General features: G+C 60.7%; 13 protein-coding genes and 1 tRNA gene. 4 read left to right on the forward strand and 10 right to left on the reverse strand.

Features of this window, described 5'->3' with window-relative positions:
* Window positions 1-21: 21 nt before the first annotated feature.
* From ACESTR_RS14190 to ACESTR_RS14215, 6 genes are all read right to left on the reverse strand, one after another.
* Entirely contained in the window at window positions 22-1143 is a 1122-nt protein-coding gene (locus ACESTR_RS14190; RefSeq protein WP_009597080.1) for a glycoside hydrolase family 18, read from the reverse strand.
* Window positions 1144-1171: 28 nt separating this feature from the next.
* The gene (locus tag ACESTR_RS14195; RefSeq protein ID WP_009597092.1) at window positions 1172-2698 is read right to left on the reverse strand and encodes a SusD/RagB family nutrient-binding outer membrane lipoprotein; all 1527 of its coding nucleotides are present in this window, start codon (window positions 2696-2698) and stop codon (window positions 1172-1174) included.
* Between the two features lie 13 nt (window positions 2699-2711).
* A complete protein-coding gene (locus tag ACESTR_RS14200) occupies window positions 2712-6008 on the reverse strand; it encodes a SusC/RagA family TonB-linked outer membrane protein (RefSeq protein WP_014775078.1) in 3297 nt (1098 codons plus the stop codon).
* A 176-nt stretch (window positions 6009-6184) separates the two neighbouring features.
* A complete protein-coding gene (locus tag ACESTR_RS14205; RefSeq protein WP_014775079.1) occupies window positions 6185-7153 on the reverse strand; it encodes a FecR family protein in 969 nt (322 codons plus the stop codon).
* 106 nt (window positions 7154-7259) lie between these two features.
* On the reverse strand, window positions 7260-7871 hold the full coding sequence (locus ACESTR_RS14210) for an RNA polymerase sigma-70 factor (protein ID WP_014775080.1): 612 nt from the start codon (window positions 7869-7871) through the stop codon (window positions 7260-7262).
* A gap of 14 nt (window positions 7872-7885) precedes the next feature.
* Complete coding sequence (locus ACESTR_RS14215) at window positions 7886-10210, reverse strand: family 20 glycosylhydrolase (RefSeq protein ID WP_373179384.1); 2325 nt, start codon at window positions 10208-10210, stop codon at window positions 7886-7888.
* A gap of 189 nt (window positions 10211-10399) precedes the next feature.
* Between ACESTR_RS14215 and nadB the strand changes: the two genes are divergently transcribed.
* The gene (nadB, locus tag ACESTR_RS14220; protein WP_014775082.1) at window positions 10400-11959 is read left to right on the forward strand and encodes an L-aspartate oxidase; all 1560 of its coding nucleotides are present in this window, start codon (window positions 10400-10402) and stop codon (window positions 11957-11959) included.
* Between the two features lie 64 nt (window positions 11960-12023).
* Complete coding sequence (locus ACESTR_RS14225; RefSeq protein WP_009597160.1) at window positions 12024-13607, forward strand: peptide chain release factor 3; 1584 nt, start codon at window positions 12024-12026, stop codon at window positions 13605-13607.
* A gap of 180 nt (window positions 13608-13787) precedes the next feature.
* On the opposite strand, the gene ACESTR_RS14230 is transcribed toward ACESTR_RS14225, so the two are convergent.
* From ACESTR_RS14230 to ACESTR_RS14245, 4 genes are all read right to left on the reverse strand, one after another.
* The gene (locus tag ACESTR_RS14230) at window positions 13788-14504 is read right to left on the reverse strand and encodes a pirin family protein (protein WP_270388491.1); all 717 of its coding nucleotides are present in this window, start codon (window positions 14502-14504) and stop codon (window positions 13788-13790) included.
* A gap of 96 nt (window positions 14505-14600) precedes the next feature.
* On the reverse strand, window positions 14601-15701 hold the full coding sequence (locus ACESTR_RS14235; RefSeq protein ID WP_270388490.1) for an acyltransferase family protein: 1101 nt from the start codon (window positions 15699-15701) through the stop codon (window positions 14601-14603).
* 172 nt (window positions 15702-15873) lie between these two features.
* On the reverse strand, window positions 15874-17970 hold the full coding sequence (locus ACESTR_RS14240) for a KamA family radical SAM protein (RefSeq protein WP_373179385.1): 2097 nt from the start codon (window positions 17968-17970) through the stop codon (window positions 15874-15876).
* A 444-nt stretch (window positions 17971-18414) separates the two neighbouring features.
* A tRNA-Pro gene (locus ACESTR_RS14245) sits at window positions 18415-18489 on the reverse strand.
* Between the two features lie 80 nt (window positions 18490-18569).
* On the opposite strand from ACESTR_RS14245, the gene ACESTR_RS14250 reads away from it, so the two are divergent.
* Window positions 18570-19724, forward strand: a complete 1155-nt coding sequence (locus tag ACESTR_RS14250; protein ID WP_302575985.1) for an ABC transporter substrate-binding protein — start codon at window positions 18570-18572, stop codon at window positions 19722-19724.
* A 17-nt stretch (window positions 19725-19741) separates the two neighbouring features.
* Window positions 19742-20749, forward strand: coding sequence for an iron ABC transporter permease (locus ACESTR_RS14255; protein WP_302575984.1), 1008 nt, complete (start codon window positions 19742-19744; stop codon window positions 20747-20749).

Here is a 20749-nt window from a genome sequence, read left to right on the forward strand (position 1 = left end):
TCTTGCTTTTGGTTGTTCGGACTAATTGACTGCGGGGTTCTGCGCCTGAATTCCGGTTCGCATCCATTTGTAGGAGGGTTTGTTCACCGCCTCGTTGCTGAACCGGTAACCGCCGAAACCGCCTTTGCGGAAGCCGTTGACGGGCTGCCATCTGGCCATTCCCAGCAACGACGGGCACTCGGCCTTGTCGAGTCTGGTTCCGTTGCGAAGCGTCCAGAAATAACCGCCGTTCAATGCGTCAATGGCGCTCTCCATGTTTTCCGTAACGATGAAGCGCTTGGTGATCTCCTCCTCGGACATCACGCCCCCAAATCTATTGATTATCTGCGTCAGGCGCGAGTCCATATTCGACTCGCTCTGTCCGGCATTGGGCGACGGAGTGCCGCCGGAAACCGAATAGGCCTGTCCGATGAAATAGTCGAAATAAGTCGCCGCGCTCACAGGAACCTTCCAGAGTTCGCCGTCGATAACGAGCATTTTACCCGAATTGGACTGAGGGCCGAGGTGCTTGCACAAAATATCGAGGAACCATCTCACATAAGTATCGTTTTCATCGAGTTTGCCCACAACTCCATCGACATTCGGTTCGAAATCGATATCCAGACCGTCGTAGTTGTACTTGTAAATGGTATCCGCGATAGCCTGCGCATATTTCTCCATCGAGGTCTTGATGGCCGCTTCATCGTCGTCCACCCAGCCCCAGAACGCTTCGCGGGTCGCTTCATCGACATCATATTCGGCAGGAGTGAACCCCTTGCCGACATACTGGATAAAGGTACACATCAGCACTTTGGTCCCTTTCTTCTGCTGCACCATGCGGAGATCTTCGATCTTGCCCTGCGAAAGGTTGCTCGAATTGTCCCACAACGAGACCATATCCATACTGTCGGGAAGTCCCATCAGCATACTGGCCGTCAGAACGGCAGGATCGCCCCAGCCGCTGAACCACCCGAACGAAATCGAGTGATCCGTCTTTTTCCACTCGCGCAGAGCTTGGTAGTAGGATTCGGGGCGCGAGGTCTCGGTATTGCCGTAATCGACCTTCTTTTCGGCTTCGACCTCCGTCCAGTCGCTGCAGTTGGTAAACGCAGTCGCGAAAAGCAGCGCCGCCGCCAATGCCCATATATTTTTCTTTATGTTCATAATGTATGCTTTCGTTTAGGTTTCGACACTATTTTTTCTTCGTCCAGAAAAGATCGACCGACTCGTTGTCCGTACCGCCCAGCAATGCCACCGCCTTGTCGTAATTGCTCTTGTTGAGGTTACGCTCGGTATAGGGATAGCGCAGCCGGCGCAGACCGCGGAAGTTGTCGGAGATAACGCCGCCGCTGAGGTTGTCGATGGCCGGCGCCAGTTCGGGATAGCCCGTACGGCGGAATTCGGCCCACGCTTCGAGTCCCATCGGGAAGTTTGCGATCCATTTCTGGGTGATGATGCGCTCCAGATTCTTCTCCGTACCGTCCGCGTCGTTCCACTTGATCTTGACGTCCGTCTGACGGTCGTAGTTGTACTTCGCGCCGCGCGGATCGTTCAGATGTCCGGCGGGAACGAGCGTTTCATCGGCCAGATAGGCGTCGATGTCCTCGCCCGCCACGCCGTTCTGCTCCATCGACAGACGCACGCCGGCTTCGTAGTAGGACTGCGCCGTACCGCCTACGGTCCACTCTCTGAGCGCCATCTCGGCGCGCAGGAAATTGGTCTCGGCGGCCACGAAAATCGGCAGCGACGAGCCGGACTGCACGTTGGGCAGCGAATAACCGCTTACGGCCGATTTTTCGAATCCGGCCGTACCGGCGCGCATGCCGATATAGCGGGTGTTGTCGAAGGTCGATTTCTGGAAATAGGCTTCGCAGCGGGGATCGTCGTACCCGGTCATGTAATCGACGATCGAAGCATTGATTCGCAGGTCGCCCCACGACGCCGAAGCCAGCTGATAGGGATTTCCCTGCACGCCGGGACTCATCATGGCGTTCTGGGCGTTGGTCTCGATCAGGCCGGCGGCATGGCCGCAGGCGCTCTCGGCGGCCTCGCGGTCGTTTGAGCGGATCGCCGCACGCAGGCAGAGCGAGTTGGCCAGACGCGCCCAAGCCGTATAGTCGCCTGCGAAAATCGGATCGTTGTTAGCCAGCGGTTTCGACGCCGGATACTCCTGCGCATAGGCGTAGAGCGTGGTCGCCGCACCCGCGAGGTCCTCGATGATATGCTTGTAGACATCCTCCGCCGAGTCGTACTCGACATAGAACGAGCCGTCGGCTACCTTGCTGTAGGGGATCGGGCCGTAGCAGTCGGCGACGCGCATCATCACGGCGGCGCGCACCAGACGGGCCATCGCGTAGTAGTGGCCCGACTTGCTGGTCGATTTCTCGATGTCGAAGAAGTTGGCGTAAATATCCTCGAACATCGTATTGTACGGCGTGGCGTTCCATGCGTCGGACGCATTGAACGTATCGAAGTTCTGACCGCCCCAGCGGTTCGACAGCGTGAAATATCCGCCCAGCGAGCCGACCATCTGATCGACCATCTGCGAGTCGTTCTGCTGCACGTACATCATGGCGTCGAGCATGGTGGGAATCAGCACGGCGGGGTCTCCCTTGTAAAGGGCATAGGGATCGGTGTTGTACTCGTCGAAATTGCCCGTACAACCCGCAAAACCGCATACCGTCAATAAGAGGCAGGTAAGTTTAATGATATTTTTCATAGCTTTGGTTCGGTTAGAATTGCAGTTTCACGTTAAAGCCGAAATTGCGCGTGCTCGGCTGCATGAAGTAGTCCACGCCCTGATAGTAGGCGTTGTCCGTCGCCGCCGAGATTTCGGGGTCGAACGGCGCCTTGCAGTAGATCATCCAGAGGTTCTTGGCGACGAATCCGACCGTCAGTCTGGCTTTGTTGCGGAACCACCGCGCCGGCAGCGTATACTGCAGGCTCAGCTCCTGCAGGCGTACGTTGGTGGCGCTGTAGAGGTAATAGGCTCCGTAACCGCCCTCGGCCGTCGAAATCGCCGAATAGTACTTCTGGGGATCGACGGTGCCGTAGTTGATCGGAATGCCGCCGCGGTCGCGCGCGTCGGCCGTGGCCTGCGACGCGCCGTAGTAGTCCAGCACGCCCTGCGTGGCCGAGTAGGTCAGGCCGCCGATTCGGGCCGTGAGGACCGCACCGAGTTCGATGCCCTTGTAGCCGAAGCTGTTGCTCCAGCCCATCGTGTAGCGGGGCGAGAGCTGGCCCACCTTGCGGAAGTCGGTTTCGGCGATCGAGAGGTTGCCCGTCGAAGGATCGATCTCGATGTTGCCGTTCAGGTCGCGCTTAAGCTCGTGATTGACGTAAATATCGCTCATCGAACCGCCCGGACGCAGGATGACCTGCGGCGCCACGTTGCTCGCGCCCAGCCAGTCCTTCTGAATCTCGTTGTCGGTGATGGTCTCGCCCGTCACGGGGTTCACTTCGCCGGCCGCCAGCCGCTTGATCTCGTTGCGGTTGAGCGTAAAGGTGTACGAACTGCTCCATGTGAAGTCGTTCCACTTGTTGTTGTAGCCCAGCGCCAGCTCGACGCCTTGGTTCTGCACGTCGCCGGCCTGTACGACCACTTGGTTGTAACCCGACGAAGAGGGCAGCGGCGCATAGATCGTCTGGTGGTAAGTGTTCGAACGGTAATAGGTCACGTCGAGGTTGATGTGGTTGAGGAAACGGGCGTTCAGGCCGATCTCCCACGACTTGGTATCCTCAGGCTTGAGGTTGTAGGCCGGATAGGTCGAAGGCTTGCTCCAGTTGTGGGTCTGGTTGTTGAACGAGTAGGCCGGATTGGAGAGGTAACGGGCGAAAGCCGACGCCACCTTCGAATACGACCCGCGCACCTTGAGGAAGGTGAACCATTCGGGCATGTTCACCATGTTGGAAACCACGGCCGACAGACCCACCGAAGGATAGAAGAAGGACGAGTTTTTGGAATAGGCCAGCTGCGAAGCCCAGTCGTTGCGGCCCGTCACCGTCAGGTAGAGCATCGAGCGCCACCCCACCTCGACCGAAGCGAAGATCGCCTGCGTCTGGTCGTGCCACCCCTCCTGCAGGGGTTTGAACTTCTCCTGATAGTTGAGGTTGTTCATGGCGAAATGGTTGGTCAGCAGCAGGTCGCCCGCCACGCCGGCCTGCTCGTAGCGCTGGTCGTTGATCGAAGCGCCGATGTTGGCGTTGAGCGTCCAGTCGTCGCCGAAGGTCTTGTCGATGTTGAGCATCACGTCGCCGTAGAAACTGCGGTCGTGCTGCGTCTGGTCTTCGTAACCGCCGTTCGTTCCGCAGAAGGTGGTCAGCGTCGAGGCGTAGAGCTTCTGCTTGATGCGGTATTCCGAATTATCGACCCGCACGCGGCCCGAAACGTTCATCCAGTCGGTGATGTTCCACCGCAGCGATGCGTTGAGCATGTAGCGGCGCTTGCTCGTCTCGCGGTTCATGCGGTTCTGAATCCAATAGGGGTTCTGCAGCGAATGCGCGCCCTCGCCGTAAGGCCAGTACTGCACCATATAGCCGCGCACGGGGTCCCAGCGCTCGAAAAGGCGAATTTCGTCGAAGTCGTCGCTGCGCGGGAAGAGGTAGAGCGCGGGCAGCGGGTTGTAATACTTGCCCTGCGTCACCATGTTTTCGTCGTGCTGGATGATAAAGCTGGCGCCCAAGTCCAGTACGAGCTTGTCCTTGGCGAACGAGGTGGTATTGCGGGCCGTGAAGTTGTAGCGGTCGTACGTATTTTCGGGAATGATGCCCGCCGTATTGGTCGTCGAAGCCGAGATATAGGTCTGGTTCTTCTCGTTGCCCGTCGATACCGACACCGAGTTGATGATGTTGGTTCCCGTGTTGAAGAACTTCTTGGCGTCGAACGTGCTGGCATACTTCTCACCCCAGTTCATCAGCCCCGAACTGGTTCCGTAGCTGTTCTGCATGTCGGGCAGCCGGTAGACCTTCGAAAAGGTCGTACTGTTGCTGACGGTCACCACCGTACGGTCCTTGACGCCGCGTTTGGTGTTGATGACCACCACGCCGTTGGCGGCGTCGCTGCCGTAAAGGGCCGCAGCCGAAGGGCCGGTCAGCATGTTGATCGACTCGATGTCTTCGGGGTTGATATCCGCGGCGCTCTCCGAACCGGCCTGTTTGGCATAGGTGCCGCCGTCGCCGCCGAAGCTGTGGTTATACATCGGAATACCGTCGATCACATAGAGGACGTTGTTGCCCTTCTCGATCGACTTCTCGCCGCGCATCACCACGCGCGCACTGGCGCCGGGGCCGCTCGCACCGCTGTTGATCTGCACGCCGGCCACCTTGCCGACCAGCGAATTCATGAAGTTGGCGTCCTTGACGGTCGTCAGCTCCTCGGACTTGACCTGCTGCACGTTGTAGCTCAGGGCCTTCTCCTGACGTTTGATGCCGAGGGCCGTCACTACGACGTTCTCCACCGCCACAGCCGAATCGCGGAGCGTAATCCGGAAATCGGTGCGGCTGCCGACGGTCACATCGACCGGCTCGTAGCCCAAGTAGGTAACGGTCAGGACCGCATTTTCCGCGGGGGGGGGAACTTGCAGCGAGAAGGAGCCGTCGGTATTGGTCGAAGCTCCGACGGTCGTACCTTTGACGATCACCGAAGCTCCGATCACCGGCGCGCCGTCGGCGTCGGTCACCACGCCCTTCACGGTCACGGGCCTGCGGTCGGCCTTCGAAAGCAGAATGTATTTGCCGTCGAAACGGTAGACCACGTCTGTTCCGCGCACCATCTGCGCGAGCGCTTCCGAAAGCGGGCGCGCCTCCACATCGACGCTCACGACGCTGTTGATGTCCACGTCCTTGTTCGACAGGAACAAATAATTGGTTTGGTTCTCGATTTCATTCATCACACGCTCCATGCTGACGCCCGACAGACGGATCGTCACCGCATTATTCTGAGCGTATGACCGTGTGGCATAGAACGATGCGCACACGACAAAAAAGAGTGTAAACAGGCATTTAATTTGCTGAATACGTTTTTTGTTCATACTTTTGCAATTAGTTAGTTGTTAGTAGGCTGGGTAGCTGATTAACGGCCGACCGCGGCTTGCGGATGTTGCGACCATCTGCAAGTTTTTTTAATTTGCCCCGGACGACCGGTGAGGGTCATTGTTCGGCTCTTCTCATAGGCAGTCTTTTCGTTTTTTTCAGGTTTATAAATTGGTTATCGTATGACGATCGTTCCGTTGTCTTCGCTGCGCGTATAGGTGAAATCCGAGGCCATCTGCAACAGGCGCAGCGCCGAATCGACGCCGTCCGAAATGCGGATCTTGCCGTGGTTGTAATCGACCTCCGGCATCCGGGCGCGGTCGATCCGTATCTTCACGCCGAAGCTCTTTTCGAATTTGTGCATCAGCTCCCCGAACGAAAGGCCCTTGATGCTGATCATCCCTTCGGTCCAGAGGTAGTCGTCCATGCTGCCGATCGCATTCAGGTTCAGCCGCCGCCCCGCCAGCCGCACCTCCTCGTTGGGCTTGAGGACGAACTGTTCGCCGGGCGTCAGGCGGTTGGTCACCTTCACGCTTCCGCGCAGCAGGGCCGCCGAGAACAATCCCTCGCGCTCCTCGGCCATCACGTCGAATTTGGTTCCCAGCACCTCGACGTCGCAGGCGAACGTCTCGACCACGAACGGATGCGCGGGATCGTGCTCGACATCGAACATCGCCTCGCCCGCAACCTTCACGCGCCGCTCGCCCCCGGCGAACACCAGCGGATACTCCAGCCGGGTTCCCGCATTGAGCCAGACCTTGGTGCCGTCCTGCAACTCCATGCTCAGGTACTGCCCCGCAGGCACTTCGAGCGCCGTCGTCCGCCGCGTCCACTCTTCGATCCGGTCGTCGGCAAGCATCCGGGCCACGCCGATGCCGACGACCGCCACGGCGGCCAGCTCCGCGGCATAACGCACGATGCGGCGCAGCGGAATGCGACCCAGCGAAATGCGGCGCGCCGCCTTCTTCGCTGGCGCAGGCGACAGCACGTCGGGACCGTAAATGACCGAAGCGGCCATCACTTTGTCCAGCTCGTCCAATTCGCGCACATGCGCGGGATCGGCGTCGAGCCAGTCGAGCACCTGCTTCATCTCGTCATCGGTCGCCGTATTTTCCAAATATTTATAGATAAGTTCCGGATTCATCTCTCTCTTCGTCTGTTTCTATAAAAACGAATAAGTGCGCCCGATTCCCAATCAGACGCACTTGGATTTGCTAAAAAAATATTTTTAATAATTCACGCTCTCGAATTCAGGATCGCAAAATATTATCCGACAGCAACATAAGCAGCACGGGCAAATAATCCTTCAACGCCACGCGCAGCTGCTTCACGGCCTTTTCCAGTTCGAATTCGACGCGCCGCACGGTGATGCCGTACTTTTCGGCGATCTCCTTGTAGCTCAGCTCCTCGAAGCGGCGGGCGACGAACACTTCGCGTGTCAGTTCGGGCAGGCGGTCGAGCGACTGCCGCACGATCGCGGCCACCTCCGCCGAGAAAATCTCCTCAGGATTGAACGCCTGCAGCGACCGTATGTCGGCCGCCAGCACCCGCCGCCGAAGCTCGTACACCTCCTGCTCGATCTTGGCATGCAGGCTTTGGGCGCGCAGCCAGTCGAGGCATTTGTTGCGGACGATAATCAGGATATAGGCCTGCAGGTTGGCATCGGCGGGAATCCGGCCGCGGTTCTCCCAGAAGGACATGAAGCTGTCCGAGACGAGATCCTCGGCCACCGCCGCGCTCCGCACGTAGCGGCACGCGATCGCTTCGAAGCGCGCGCGCCACGTAGCGAACAGGCGGCCGAATTCGGCCGTCGTCATCGCAACGGACTCGCGTCCCTGTATCCGCACGGCGGTCTTCTCCACGTCCACTCCCGGTTTTATTCTACGATGATTTCATCCACGAACATATGGGCCTTCTGTCCGGCCGCGCCGTGCCATGCCGGAATCGGATCGACCGTACGGGCCACCACGCGCAGGTAGCGGGCCGAGGTTTCGGGGAAGAGCACCTTGAACGGCTTGACGCCGTCGGGGCTGCCGGCCGTCTCCTGCGGCACGGACATCAGCGCCGCCTCGGTGAACTCCCTGCCGTCGTCCGAGAGGTAGACCCCCACCGACGAAGGCGGGAAAACCCACTCGCCCTTCTCGACCAGCGATTCGACGGTCACCGCCGAATAGGGCTTCGCCCCCTGCATGTCGATCGTAACGTCCAGCGGCTCGTTCAGGAACCCGATCCACGCGCCGTTCGAATAGACGGGACCTCCGCGGTAGCCGTCCACCAGCAGCGAAGCGCCGCCGTAGGTATATTTGAGCGTCGGCGCGGCGTTCAGCGCGATGCGCCGTCCGGTCGCCTTGTTGAAATCGAATTTCCGCGCATAAACCGGCGTCTGCATGCCTTCGCGCAGGGCCGCGGCCTTGAACGTGCAGCTTTCGCCGATGGTCACCGGCGCCTTGTAAAGCGGACTCGAAGCCGTGGGATCCGAGCCGTCGAGCGTGTAACGGATCGGCGCGCCGCCCTGCGTGGTGAGGGTCATCACGACGCCTCCCTTCTCCGGATCGACCGCATACGAAGCCGTCACCCCGAAGATATGCTTGGCGAACTCATATCCCATCTGAGAATAGATTTCGTCCATCCTGAAACTGCCGATGAAGCGGTTCCAGTCCTTCGTTTCGGGCAGACACCACTGCACCTCGCTCAGGGCGGCCAGACGCGGCAGAAGCATGTATTCGAGGTGTTCGTCGCTCAAGACGTATTCGGTCCAGAGGTTGGCCTGCACGCCGAGAATATGTTTCTGCTGTTCGGGCGTCAGCTCCGGGAACGCCGGATCGTACGAATAGACCTGCTCCATCGGTATGTAACCGCCGATTCCGAACGGCTCGGCGTCGGTGTCGAGCGATTGGTAGTAGTCGAAATAGAAGTGCGAATTCGGCGTCATGATGACGTCGTGCCCCAGCTTGGCCGCGGCGATTCCGCCCTCGCTGCCGCGCCACGACATGACGACGGCGTCGGAGGGCGCCCTGCCTTCCAGAATCTCGTCCCAGCCGATGATGCGGCGGCCGTGCTGCGCGAGGAATTTGCCGATGCGGTCGGTCACGTAGCTCTGCAGGTAATGCTCGGCGGTATGCTCTCCGTCGTCCTTCAGGCCGAGCTGGCGGATCTTCGCCTGACAGCGCGGACACTTCTCCCAGCGCACCTTCGGGCACTCGTCGCCGCCGATATGGATATACTCCGAGGGGAACAGCTCCATCACCTCGGTCAATACGCCTTCGAGGAATTCGAAAGTCTTCTCCCGTCCGGGGCAAAGCACGTCGTCGGCCACGCCCCAGCGGCCCCACACCTCGTACGGACCGCCCGTGCAGCCCAGTTCGGGATAGGCGGTCAGCGCCGCCAGCATATGGCCCGGCAGGTCGATTTCGGGAATCACCGTAACACCCCGGTCGGCGGCATATTTCACCACGTCGCGGATCTCGTCCTGCGTATAGAAACCGCCGTAGGGCGTACCGTCATAGGTTCCCCACTCCTTGCGGACCACGGTGGCCTTGCGGATGCTGCCCACGGCGGTCAGCTCCGGATAGCGCTTGATCTCGATGCGCCAGCCCTGATCGTCGGTCAGGTGCCAGTGCAGCGTATTGAGCTTGTGTATGGCCATCACGTCGATATACCGCTTCACTTCGTCCACCGAGAAGAAGTGGCGCGCCACGTCGAGGTGCATGCCCCGGTATGCGAACCGCGGCGCGTCGGCGATCTTCACGCAGGGCACCTCCCACGCCGCATCGGGCGCAGGCTCCGTGCCGTAAACCGCCGCAGGCAGCAGTTGTTCGAGACTTTGCAGGGCATAGAGGAAGCCGGGAAACTGCGACGCCCGCACTTCGATTCCCTCCCCGTCCACGTTCAGTTCATAGCCTTCGGCCGGGAGCGATTCGTCCGTGACGAAACGGATGCCCGACGCGGGCACCTCGTCGGCGACCGTGACGGGATTCGTCCCGCCGGTAACCGTCGCCAGCCGTGCGGCGAATCCGACCACGGCGCGCTGCGTCCGCTCGTCGGTGCGACTGTCACACGTAACGGGCCGATCGGTCACCCGATAGGTTCCCCGACCGGTTTCGAGATGATTGGGATAGGGCACGATCGCGATCTGCGGATCGTGCGAACCGCAGGAACAAAGAACTATTCCGGCAGCCAGAGTCAAAAGTAGTTTTTTCATAATTTATTTTGGGTAGCTTAAGGCAAAAATAGAGAAAAATTCCAAATATCGCCTGCCGGGCCGAAAAAATTACCGCTCCGGGGATCCGTTCCGGAGCCGTTGCCCCATTTTTCCGTGCGCTTTTTCCGGCCGAAAATGGGATTATCGGGCATTTTTTATAACTTTGCGACGCTTAACGCTTGCAAAACTATGAAAACCGACTTTCTGGTTATCGGTTCCGGCGCGGCGGGCCTTTCGTTCGCGCTCAAAGCCGCCGCCCACGGACACGTCACCATCGTGACGAAGGGCGAAATGAACGAGTGCAACACCAACTATGCGCAAGGCGGCATCTGCTCGGTAACCTACGCCCCCGACACTTTCGAGAAACACATCCGCGACACGCTGGTCTGCGGCGCGGGCAAATGCGACGAAGAGGCCGTCGGACTGGTCGTGCGCCGGGCGCCGGAGCTGATTCGGGACCTGATCGAATGGGGTACGCGCTTCGACAAGACTCCCGACGGGCGTTTCGAGCTGAACCGCGAAGGCGGCCACACCGAGCACCGCATCCTCCACCACGAGGACCTGACGGGCGCCGAGATCGAACGGGCGCTCATCGAGTCGGTCCGCAGGCATCCCGGCATCACCGTACTCGAACACCGCTTCGCCATCGACCTGCTGACGCAGCACCATCTGGGCGAGTTCGTCACGCGCCACACCCGCGGCCTGACCTGCTTCGGAGCCTACGTCCTGAATCTCGAAACGAACGAAATCGAGACCATGCTGGCCAAATTCACCGTCGTCGCCACGGGCGGCTGCGGCAACATCTACTCCACGACCTCCAATCCGGTCGTCGCCACGGGCGACGGCATCGCCATGTGCCACCGCGCCAAGGCGATCACCGAAAACATGGAGTTCATCCAATTCCACCCCACCACGCTCTACAACCCCGGCGAGAAGCCCAACTTCCTCATCACCGAGGCCATGCGCGGCTTCGGGGCCATTCTGCGCCTGCCCGGCGGCGAGGAGTTCATGGACAAATACCACCCGATGAAATCGCTGGCGCCGCGCGACGTGGTGGCCCGCGCCATTTACCGCGAAATGACCAAGCGGGGATCGGACTTCGTCTACCTCGACGTCACGCACAAAGATCCCGACGCCGTGCGCAGCCACTTCCCCAACATCTACGAGAAGTGCCTTTCGATCGGCATCGACATCACCAAGGATTGGATTCCCGTCACTCCCGCGGCGCACTACTGCTGCGGCGGCGTCAAGGTGGACACCAACGGCGAAACCTCCATCAAACGGCTCTACGCGCTGGGCGAAACCTCCTGCACGGGACTGCACGGCGCAAACCGGCTGGCATCCAATTCGCTGATCGAAGCGGTGGTATACGCCGATCAGGCGGCTCGCCACGCATCGTCGCTGCTCGACCGGGTCGAAATTCAGGAGGGCATTCCCGACTGGGACTTCGAAGGCACGCAGCACACCGAGGAGATGCTGATGATCATCCAGTCGAAGCGCGAAATGCAGACGCTGATGTCCAACTACGTGGGCATCGTCCGCTCGAACCTCTCGCTCAAACGCGCCATGCGGCGGCTGGAAATCCTGTGGCAGGAGACCGAGGAGCTTTACAACAAAACCAAGCCCAACCGCGAACTGTGCGAACTGCGCAACATGATCGCCGTGGCCTATCTGGTCATCAAGCAGGGCCGCGAAATCAAGGAGTCGGTCGGCTGCCACTTCAACGCCGACTACCCGAAGGAGAACTAAGGATTGCCGCCGGCGGAACAGCGCTCGGCACTCCCCGCAATAAAACAGACACACATTCAGTTACATGACATTACAGGAAGAGATCACACGCCGCCGCACCTTCGCGGTCATCGCCCACCCCGACGCGGGTAAAACCACCCTTACCGAGAAACTGCTCCTCTTCGGCGGCGCCATCCACGTCGCCGGGGCCGTCAAGAGCAACAAGATCAAGAAGGGCGCCACTTCGGACTTCATGGAGATCGAACGCCAGCGCGGAATCTCGGTCGCCACGGCCGTGATGGGCTTCGAATACAAGGGCGCGAAGATCAACATTCTCGACACTCCGGGCCACGAAGACTTCGCCGAGGACACCTTCCGCACGCTGACGGCCGTCGATTCGGTCATCATCGTCATCGACGGCGCCAAGGGCGTCGAGTCGCAGACGCGCAAGCTGATGGAGGTCTGCCGCATGCGCTCGACCCCGGTAATCGTCTTCATCAACAAGCTCGACCGCCCCTCGAAGGAGCCGTTCGACCTGCTGGACGAGGTCGAAAAGGAGCTCAACATCCGCGTGCGGCCGCTGGCCTTCCCGATCTCGAACGGCCCCACGTTCAAGGGCGTATACAACCTCTACGAGAAAAACCTCTCGCTCTTCACCTCCGACGAGAAGCTCACGGCCGACGCCTCGACCGTCGAAATCTCGGACCTCGCCTCTTCGGAGCTGGAGGCCCAGATCGGCGACAAATTCGCGGCCCAGCTGCGCTCGGACGTCGAGCTGGTCGAGGGCGTTTACGACGATTTCGACCGCGGGGCCTACCTGCGGGGCGAACTGGCCCCGGTATTCTTCGGTTCGGCGGTCAACAACTTCGGCGTGCGCGAGCTGCTCGAATGCTTCGTGCGCATAGCCCCCTCGCCGTGCCCGGCTCCGACCGAAACCCGCATCGTGGAGCCTGCGGAACCCAAAATGACGGGCTTCGTCTTCAAGATCCACGCCAACATGGACCCCAACCACCGCGACCGCATCGCATTCCTCAAAATATGTTCGGGCACGTTCGAACGCAACAAAAACTACCTGCACGTGCGCAGCGGCAAGCAGCTCAAATTCTCGTCGCCGACGGCTTTCATGGCCGAGAAGAAGTCGATCATCGACTTCGCCTATCCGGGCGACATCGTGGGCCTGCACGACACGGGCAACTTCAAGATCGGCGACACCTTCACCGAGGGCGAAAAGCTCAAATTCACGGGCATCCCGTCGTTCGCCCCCGAACAGTTCCGCTATATCGAGAACGCCGACCCGCTGAAATTCAAACAGCTCGCCAAAGGCGTGGACCAGCTCATGGACGAGGGCGTGGCGCAGTTGTTCGTCAGCTCCCTCAACGGCCGCAAGATCATCGGCACGGTGGGCGCGCTCCAGTTCGAAGTCATCCAGTACCGGCTCGAACACGAGTACAACGCCGCCTGCCGCTGGGAGCCGATCTCGATCTACAAAGCCTGCTGGATCGAGAGCGACAACGCCGCGCAGCTGGCCGACTTCAAACGCCGCAAGCACACCAACATGGCCGTCGACAAGCACGGCCGCGACGTCTTCCTCGCCGACACGAGCTACGGACTCGCCCTCGCGCAGGAGAATTTCAAGGATATCCGGTTCCACTTCACCTCGGAATTCTGACGCAGCGGCGCCGGGCGCAACACCCCTCCCGGCAAAACCCCTCTTCCCGGTGCCTTCGCCGACCGACGCAAAAAGGGCTGCCCCACGGGACAGCCCTTTTCCTTCGCACTCCCATCCGGAAGCGTTCGCCGCTCCCGCAGGAGGAAGAAATTTGCCGGAAAGCTCCTTTCCTTCGCCTTGTCAAACCTCCATCGGGACTTCGATAATCAACACCTTCGCGTCGGTGTCTCCCTTGATCGGGAACTCGTCCGCCCCGGTGATGCCCATGCCGTCGCGCGGTCCCAGCTCCTCGCCCGCCGCCTCGACGCTGCCCTCGATCACGAAGACGTAGGCGCCGTGGCCGCGGGTGTTCATGCGGTATTCGACCACACGATCCTTGTCGAGGTCCAGCGTATAGAACCAAGCGTCCTGATGCACCCATCCCACATGCTCGCCGCCGCGGCCTTCGGGCGCCACGATCACATGCGGAACGTTGCGCTTGGCAGGCGCCAGCTCGACCTGATTGTAGCGGGGCGTGTGGTCCTGCGCGTCGGTCAGCACCCATATCTGCAGAAACTTGACCGGCTCGGTCTCGCTGGCGTTCATCTCGCTGTGCGTGATGCCCGTGCCGGCCGACATCACCTGAATCTCTCCCGGACGCAGGACTTTCATGTTGCCCATGCTGTCGCCGTGCCTGAGCGCGCCTTCCAGCGCGATCGACACGATCTCCATGTTGTCGTGCGGATGGGTTCCGAAACCCTCGCCCGGAGCCACGGTGTCGTCGTTCAGCACCCGGAGGGCGCCGAAATGCACCCGGCGGGGATCGTAATAGTTTGCAAAACTGAACGTATGGTGAGTCTGCAGCCAACCGTGGTCGGCATAACCGCGCGACTCGGCGCGGTGAATCGTCTTGTTCATAACGGGATTTTTTGATTTTAAACTTTAACGGACCGGGGAGCAAACTCCGCGCCAGCCGCACCTCCGCGCGGCACATTACGGAATCCGCAGATGCGACTACACTTTCAGAAAAACGTTCTTTCTGTAAAGGAAGTAGAGAAACAGCCAGCAGACGGCCACATAACCCGCACTGCTTATCACGGCAGCCACGGCCTCAGGGCATTTCGACGCGATGCCGCCGAGGAAGAAGTCGGATATACGTCCGAAGCCCACGATACGCTGGGCCAGATAAATCGTAATCGAATTGAGTCCGACGACGCGGAAAAAGAGCGTCCAGCGGCGCCAGCCCCGCACGTCGATCAGGTAGTAAAACAGGGCGAACATCCCCAGCGAGTAGGCTCCCACGACGCATACGAAGGTGCTCGACCACAGTTTCTTGTTCACGGGCAGCACCCCGCTGAGGGCCAGCCCCGCCGCCAGCAGCGCCGCGGCCGCCGCGGCCATCCAAAGCGTCTTGCGGCCGCCCCGAATATCGCCGCGCCTTACGAATTCGCCCGTAAACATGCCCAGCATGGCTGTCACCACGGCGGGCACCGTGCTGAGCAGCCCTTCGGGATCGAACGACCCGTATATCAGCTTTCCGGGCAGGAACTGCCGGTCGATATAGCCTGCCAGATTCCCCTCGAAGGTCAGCGGCCCGGCGCCTGCGGCGTCGGGCGCCGCGACCAGCGCCGAAAGCGCTCCGTAACCGGCCAGCACCGCGACGGCGATCGCCGCACGGGTCTTCACGCCGAAATTGAGATACAGCACCGCGGCGATGCTCCACGCCAGTCCGATGCGTCCCAGTACGCTCGCGATCCGCAGATTCTCGAAATCGAGCTTGAACAGTCCGTTGTAAACCATGCCCAGCACGACGAGCGTCAGTCCTCGGCGGACGATCTTGGCATAGATGCGCCCCTCGGACATTCCTCCCGCACGCTGCTTGGCGACCGAGTAGGGAAAGCTGACCCCGGCGATGAAGAGGAACAGCGGAAAGATCGTATCGTGATGGGCGAAGCCGTCCCACGCGACATGGCTCATCGAAGCGGCTGCCGCATCGGTCACGGCCGAAGGCCACAAGCCGCACACGGCCACGACGAGCGACGCGAACCCCATGATGAAGAGCATATCGAACCCGCGGAGGGCGTCGAGCGACATCAATCTTTCGGACTGTTTCATAATTCTGCCTGCACGAAAACCGGAACATGCCCCGAACGGCGCTCCGGACATCGGCGCCGGTCTTCATTTATCGTTCTTACAAAGATAATAAATATTCCTGATATATGCAACAGTTTCGAGGCCCGGCCGGAATCGCTTCCGCCGGGCCTCCTCATCGCCGTTTCGTACCGAATCACTCCAGTTCCAGATTGCTCACCCGCCCGGTCACCCCGAACGGGAAATCGGGATATACGTAAAGCCCGAACCGGGGTTCGGTCTCGCCGTGCGTATAATTCCAGATGCTGGCGTAATCGTCCGCCTCCTCGCCCATGTTTTCCAGCTGGCGCAGGTAGGCGGCCAGCGACTTGTTCTCGACGATATAGATTTCGCCCATCCGGTCGATGATCGGACTGTGGCGGCGCGTGCGGTCGTGGTCGAAGCGCAGGATGCGCCTGCCTTCGGGCGTAATGCCCACCAGCCTGAACGACATGCTCTTGCCGATGGCCGGCAGGTTCAGCACGCTGCGGTCGGTCGCAAGGAACGGCAGCCGGTGTCTCTTCATAAAGCGGCGGAGCCGTTCGGCCGTGTCGCCGCCCTTCTCCAGCTCTGCATCCAGCTCCCCGGCCTGTTCGGGCGTCAGCCGGCCGTAAAGCTTCTCCTCGTGCTGTTCCTGCAGCGACCGGCTGTTGGGCGTAAAGACGGCGTAATTCTCCTGAAACCCCTTCACCGAGAAGGTGTAGTAGCAGACCACGCCCAGCGCATTGAGCACCTGCCGCAGCCGGGTGGTATGCCCGCGTCGCGACGCCGCGACGGTATAGACCAGCTGGTTGGTGACGAGCCACCCGGCCGCGAGTATCCTGCGGATCGCCTCCTGCGCTTCGGGCGTCACCTCCAGCGGCGACTGGAAATGGGTCTGGATGATGAACTGCCGCACGCCGACCGCCGAAGCCTTCTGCTTGAACTCCCTGAGCACCTCCACCAATCCGTCGTCGATACGCATCGGCAGATAGGCCGGCAGGCGCGAACCGAGACGCACGCGCTGCAGTTCGGCGTATTTCTCGCCGTCGGGCCGCCCGGCGTTGGCCTTGCGCTTGCGGCAGGCCATGCGGTATACGGCCTCCAGTATATTGTGCAGCGTCTTGTTCTGGCTCATCAGGGCGTCCCCGCCCGTGATAAGGATGTCGCGCAGCTGCGTGTCTTCTTCGAAATAGGTCATCAGGCGGCGCAGCTTGTGGTCCCAGCTCTCCTTGGGCCGCAGGCTCTCGAACTCGAAGTTGAGCCGTTCGCTCTGAAAATCGTACATGCGCTGGCACGACGCGCACAACCCGCCGCAGGCGCGTCCCATCGTGTCGGGAATCAGGATCGCCACCTCCGGATAGCGGCGGTGGATATTGTGGCCGTCGGGCAGCAGCCACCCCGCGGCATTGGGCTTTCCGGCTTCGACGACGTCCTCCTTCTCCCACGCGCGGATGCTGCCGTAGGTCTCGACCAGCTGCGGCGAGTAGAGGATATAGCTGCGGATCGCCTCGTCGCCGTATCCTTTTCCGGTCACGTCCAGCAGCGAGAGATAATAGGGCGTGGCGAAGAACGGCATCCCCTTCTTGCGGGCCTTCGACAGCAGGTACATGGTCTCCGCCGAAAGCGAATTGCCCAGAAAGCGGTTCAGCTCCGAGGGGCTTTTCACCGCCATCGCCAGATGAAACCTGAAATCGTTCCACCAGATGGCCACCTGACGGTATTTGTCTTCATAACTCATCCCCTCCGCGAAACGGAACCGCGAGGGCGTCGATTTGCGGTTCTCGATCTTCTGCACCAGCAGATGCAGCATGCGCTCCCTGTTGTCGGCCCTGATCTCCCGCACCTCGGCATCGAGTCCCGAAGGCCAGCGCTCGGAGCGGATGCGGACACGCTGCATCGAAAGCGGCGGCAGTTCCGCTCCTCCGAGACGTTTGAACAGGTAGAACAGGTCGATAAACAGGTCCGTGCGCATCTCCACATTCTCCAGACAGCCCGTAAGAAACTGCCACAACAGCGTCAGCGTCCGCACCGGCATCCGCTCGCCGGTAGACAGTTCATCGACCTCCCGCCCGTCGTAATCGATCAGCAGCCGAATCTGCTCGCCCGCATCGCCCTGCGCGGACTCCGAACGGGAGACCCACTCGCCCAGACGCCTTCGGAACTGCGCGGCGTCGCCGCTCGCCTCGGCGGCGGCGACAAGTTCGGGTAACTCGTGACGGTAAAGCTGTCCAAGCTGGTAGAGCGTGAGCGCAAGCATTTTTCTTTGTTTCATAAGCTGTTGTTTTTCGTGTTAAGCATCTGTTGACAGGGGACCGCCGCAATCCCGCATCGCGGGCGTCGTCTCACGAAGTGCGGGACAGGCCCGGCGCGAAAAAAAATCGCAGAAATCCGCTGATCGCAAGAAACCCCGGCAAATTCCTCCGCATTTGAAAAACATTCCGGGGAAAATCGACACTTTTTCCGCCGCAAACATCCAGAATTGCTATCGAAGGGGTATAAAGGCAAAAATCTGCGGTCTGCACGACATGAATAATAACGGCCGCAACACGGGGTTTTGTGCAAAGATACGAAAAAAAATCGACATTCCCTGGCCCGGCGTCCGACGGCCCCGCCCCTTTTCCCCGTCGGCCGTGGCGTCAGCCGCCCGTTTCAGCCACTGCCGCCAAAACAAAATCAGCCGCCTATGTTTTCACATAAGCGGCTGACTCTCAGCTTGTCGGGGTGACAAGATTCGAACTTGCGACCACGCGCCCCCCAGACGCGTACTCTAACCGGGCTGAGCTACACCCCGTAGCGTTTCGGAGTGCAAATATAGTATATTTTTCACAAACCGGCACATTTCTGCAAGATTTTTTTCTAATTTTGTCCTCGATGAAAAGATTCCCGCCCCTCATACCGCTCCTGCTGGCGCTTCTCGGCACCGCCTGCGGAGGCTCCGCGAGCTACACTCCGGCCGATTTCACGACCGAAGTCTATACCCCTGCATACGCTTCGGGATTCGACATCCGCGGCACGGAACGCAATGCGGCGACGCTCGTCACCGTCCGCACCCCGTGGCAGGGCGGAAGCGGCGTCAAACAGCATCTGCTCGTTCTGCGCGAGGGCATCGAACCTCCCGCCGGTTTCGACGGCCAGATCGTGAAAGCCCCCGTACGCCATGTGGTCTGCATGTCGTCGAGCCACGTAGCCATGTTCGACGCCATCGGTCAGATACGCCGCGTCTGCGGCGTCTCCGGAATCGACTACATTTCCAACGCCTATGTCAACGAACACCGCTGCTGCGGCGAAGTCCTCGACGTGGGCTACGACACGAATCTCAACTTCGAGCGGCTCGCCGCCATGCAGCCCGACCTGATGCTGCTGTACGGCGTCACGGGCGAAAATACCGTCGTCACGGGCAAACTCCGCGAACTGGGCATACCTTATATATATGTAGGCGACTACATGGAAGAATCGCCGCTGGGCAAAGCCGAATGGCTGATGGTCGCCGCCGAACTCTGCAACGACCGCGACCGGGGCGCCGAAACCTTCGGCGGCATCGCCGAACGTTACGGAGCCATCAAAACCGCCGTCGCCGGTTCCGCACCCGCCGTCCGCCCCAAAGTGATGCTCAACACCCCTTATCGCGACACTTGGTTCATGCCTTCGTCGCGCAGTTTCATGATCCGCCTGATCGAGGACGCCGGGGGTGAATACGTCTACACGAAGAACGACTCGGACACCTCCGTCGCCGTAGACCTCGAAGAGGCCTATCTGCTGGCCAGCTCGGCCGACGTCTGGCTCAACGTAGGCCCGTGCAACACCCTTGCGGAACTGACGGCCCAGAACCCGAAATTCGCCGGCATCCCGGCCATCCGCAACCGCATGGTCTTCAACAACAACCGCCGCCAGACCCCGGCCGGCGGCTCCGACTTCTGGGAATCGGGCGTCATACGCCCCGATCTGGTGCTGCGCGACCTGAGCCTGATCCTCGGCGGCAAGCCTGCCGAAGAGGGAGAACTCCACTACTACAAACGTCTGGAATAACAAACACCCCGCTCGCAATGTCCGGACGCCGCACCGCCATACTTTTCACCGTTCTGTCGCTGCTGACCGCCGCGCTTTTCACGGCCGACCTGCTGATCGGCTCGGTCGCAGTGGCCCTGCACGACATCTGGGCCGCGCTCACGGGCGGTTCGTGCGACCCGGCCGTGCGCGACATCATCCTCAAGATCCGCCTGCTCAAAGCCGTCACGGCACTCTTCGCCGGCGCGGCCCTCGCCGCCAGCGGCCTGCAGATGCAGACCCTCTTCCGCAATCCGCTCGCCGGTCCCTACGTGCTGGGCATCAGTTCGGGCGCCGGTCTGGGCGTGGCGCTGTTCCTCTTGGGCGCGCCCCTGCTGGGCGTCTCGGCGCACTCGTTCGTCCAGTCGCTCAGCATCGCGGGCGCGGCGTGGCTCGGCGCGGCCCTCGTGCTGCTGATCGTCATGGCCGTCAGCCGCCGCATCAAAGACATCATGGTGATCCTGATCCTCGGCATGATGTTCGGTTCGGGCGTCAGCTCCATGGTCGAAATCCTCCAGTACCTTTCGAGCGAAGCGGCGCTCAAATCGTTCGTCATCTGGACCATGGGCTCTCTGGGCGACGTCACGGGCGGCAACCTCGCCCTGATGCTCCCGGTCATCACCGCGGGTCTCGTGCTCTCCGTCGCCGTCATCAAGCCGCTGAACCTGCTGCTGCTGGGCGAGAACTACGCCCGCACGATGGGTCTCAACGTCCAGCGCACCCGCACGCTGCTGTTCCTCTCCACGGTCCTGCTCGCAGGCACCGTCACGGCCTTCTGCGGCCCGGTAGGATTCATCGGACTGGCCGTGCCGCACCTCGCGCGCATGCTCTTCGCCAGCGCCGACCACCGCGTCCTGATGCCCGCGTCGATGCTTTCGGGCGCGGCCCTGCTGCTGGTCTGCGACCTTATTTCCAAATCGCTGGCCCTCCCGATCAACACCGTCACGGCCCTGATGGGCATCCCCGTGGTGATCGTCGTAGTCGTCCGCAACCGCAATCTCTTCTGA

Origin of the sequence: Alistipes sp. DJF_B185 (genome assembly GCF_964250025.1) — a bacterium.
In the GTDB taxonomy this organism is placed as follows: domain Bacteria; phylum Bacteroidota; class Bacteroidia; order Bacteroidales; family Rikenellaceae; genus Alistipes; species Alistipes finegoldii.

What these genes read in the sequence shown, in the direction of transcription:
- ACESTR_RS14190 (WP_009597080.1), bottom strand. Translation starts at nt 1,143, where the DNA reads ATGAACATAAAGAAAAATATATGGGCATTGGCGGCGGCGCTGCTTTTC.
- ACESTR_RS14205 (WP_014775079.1), bottom strand. Translation starts at nt 7,153, where the DNA reads ATGAATCCGGAACTTATCTATAAATATTTGGAAAATACGGCGACCGAT.
- nadB (WP_014775082.1), top strand. Translation starts at nt 10,400, where the DNA reads ATGAAAACCGACTTTCTGGTTATCGGTTCCGGCGCGGCGGGCCTTTCG.
- ACESTR_RS14235 (WP_270388490.1), bottom strand. Translation starts at nt 15,701, where the DNA reads ATGAAACAGTCCGAAAGATTGATGTCGCTCGACGCCCTCCGCGGGTTC.
- ACESTR_RS14230 (WP_270388491.1), bottom strand. Translation starts at nt 14,504, where the DNA reads ATGAACAAGACGATTCACCGCGCCGAGTCGCGCGGTTATGCCGACCAC.
- ACESTR_RS14250 (WP_302575985.1), top strand. Translation starts at nt 18,570, where the DNA reads ATGAAAAGATTCCCGCCCCTCATACCGCTCCTGCTGGCGCTTCTCGGC.
- ACESTR_RS14195 (WP_009597092.1), bottom strand. Translation starts at nt 2,698, where the DNA reads ATGAAAAATATCATTAAACTTACCTGCCTCTTATTGACGGTATGCGGT.
- ACESTR_RS14225 (WP_009597160.1), top strand. Translation starts at nt 12,024, where the DNA reads ATGACATTACAGGAAGAGATCACACGCCGCCGCACCTTCGCGGTCATC.
- ACESTR_RS14215 (WP_373179384.1), bottom strand. Translation starts at nt 10,210, where the DNA reads ATGAAAAAACTACTTTTGACTCTGGCTGCCGGAATAGTTCTTTGTTCC.
- ACESTR_RS14200 (WP_014775078.1), bottom strand. Translation starts at nt 6,008, where the DNA reads ATGAACAAAAAACGTATTCAGCAAATTAAATGCCTGTTTACACTCTTT.
- ACESTR_RS14240 (WP_373179385.1), bottom strand. Translation starts at nt 17,970, where the DNA reads ATGAAACAAAGAAAAATGCTTGCGCTCACGCTCTACCAGCTTGGACAG.
- ACESTR_RS14255 (WP_302575984.1), top strand. Translation starts at nt 19,742, where the DNA reads ATGTCCGGACGCCGCACCGCCATACTTTTCACCGTTCTGTCGCTGCTG.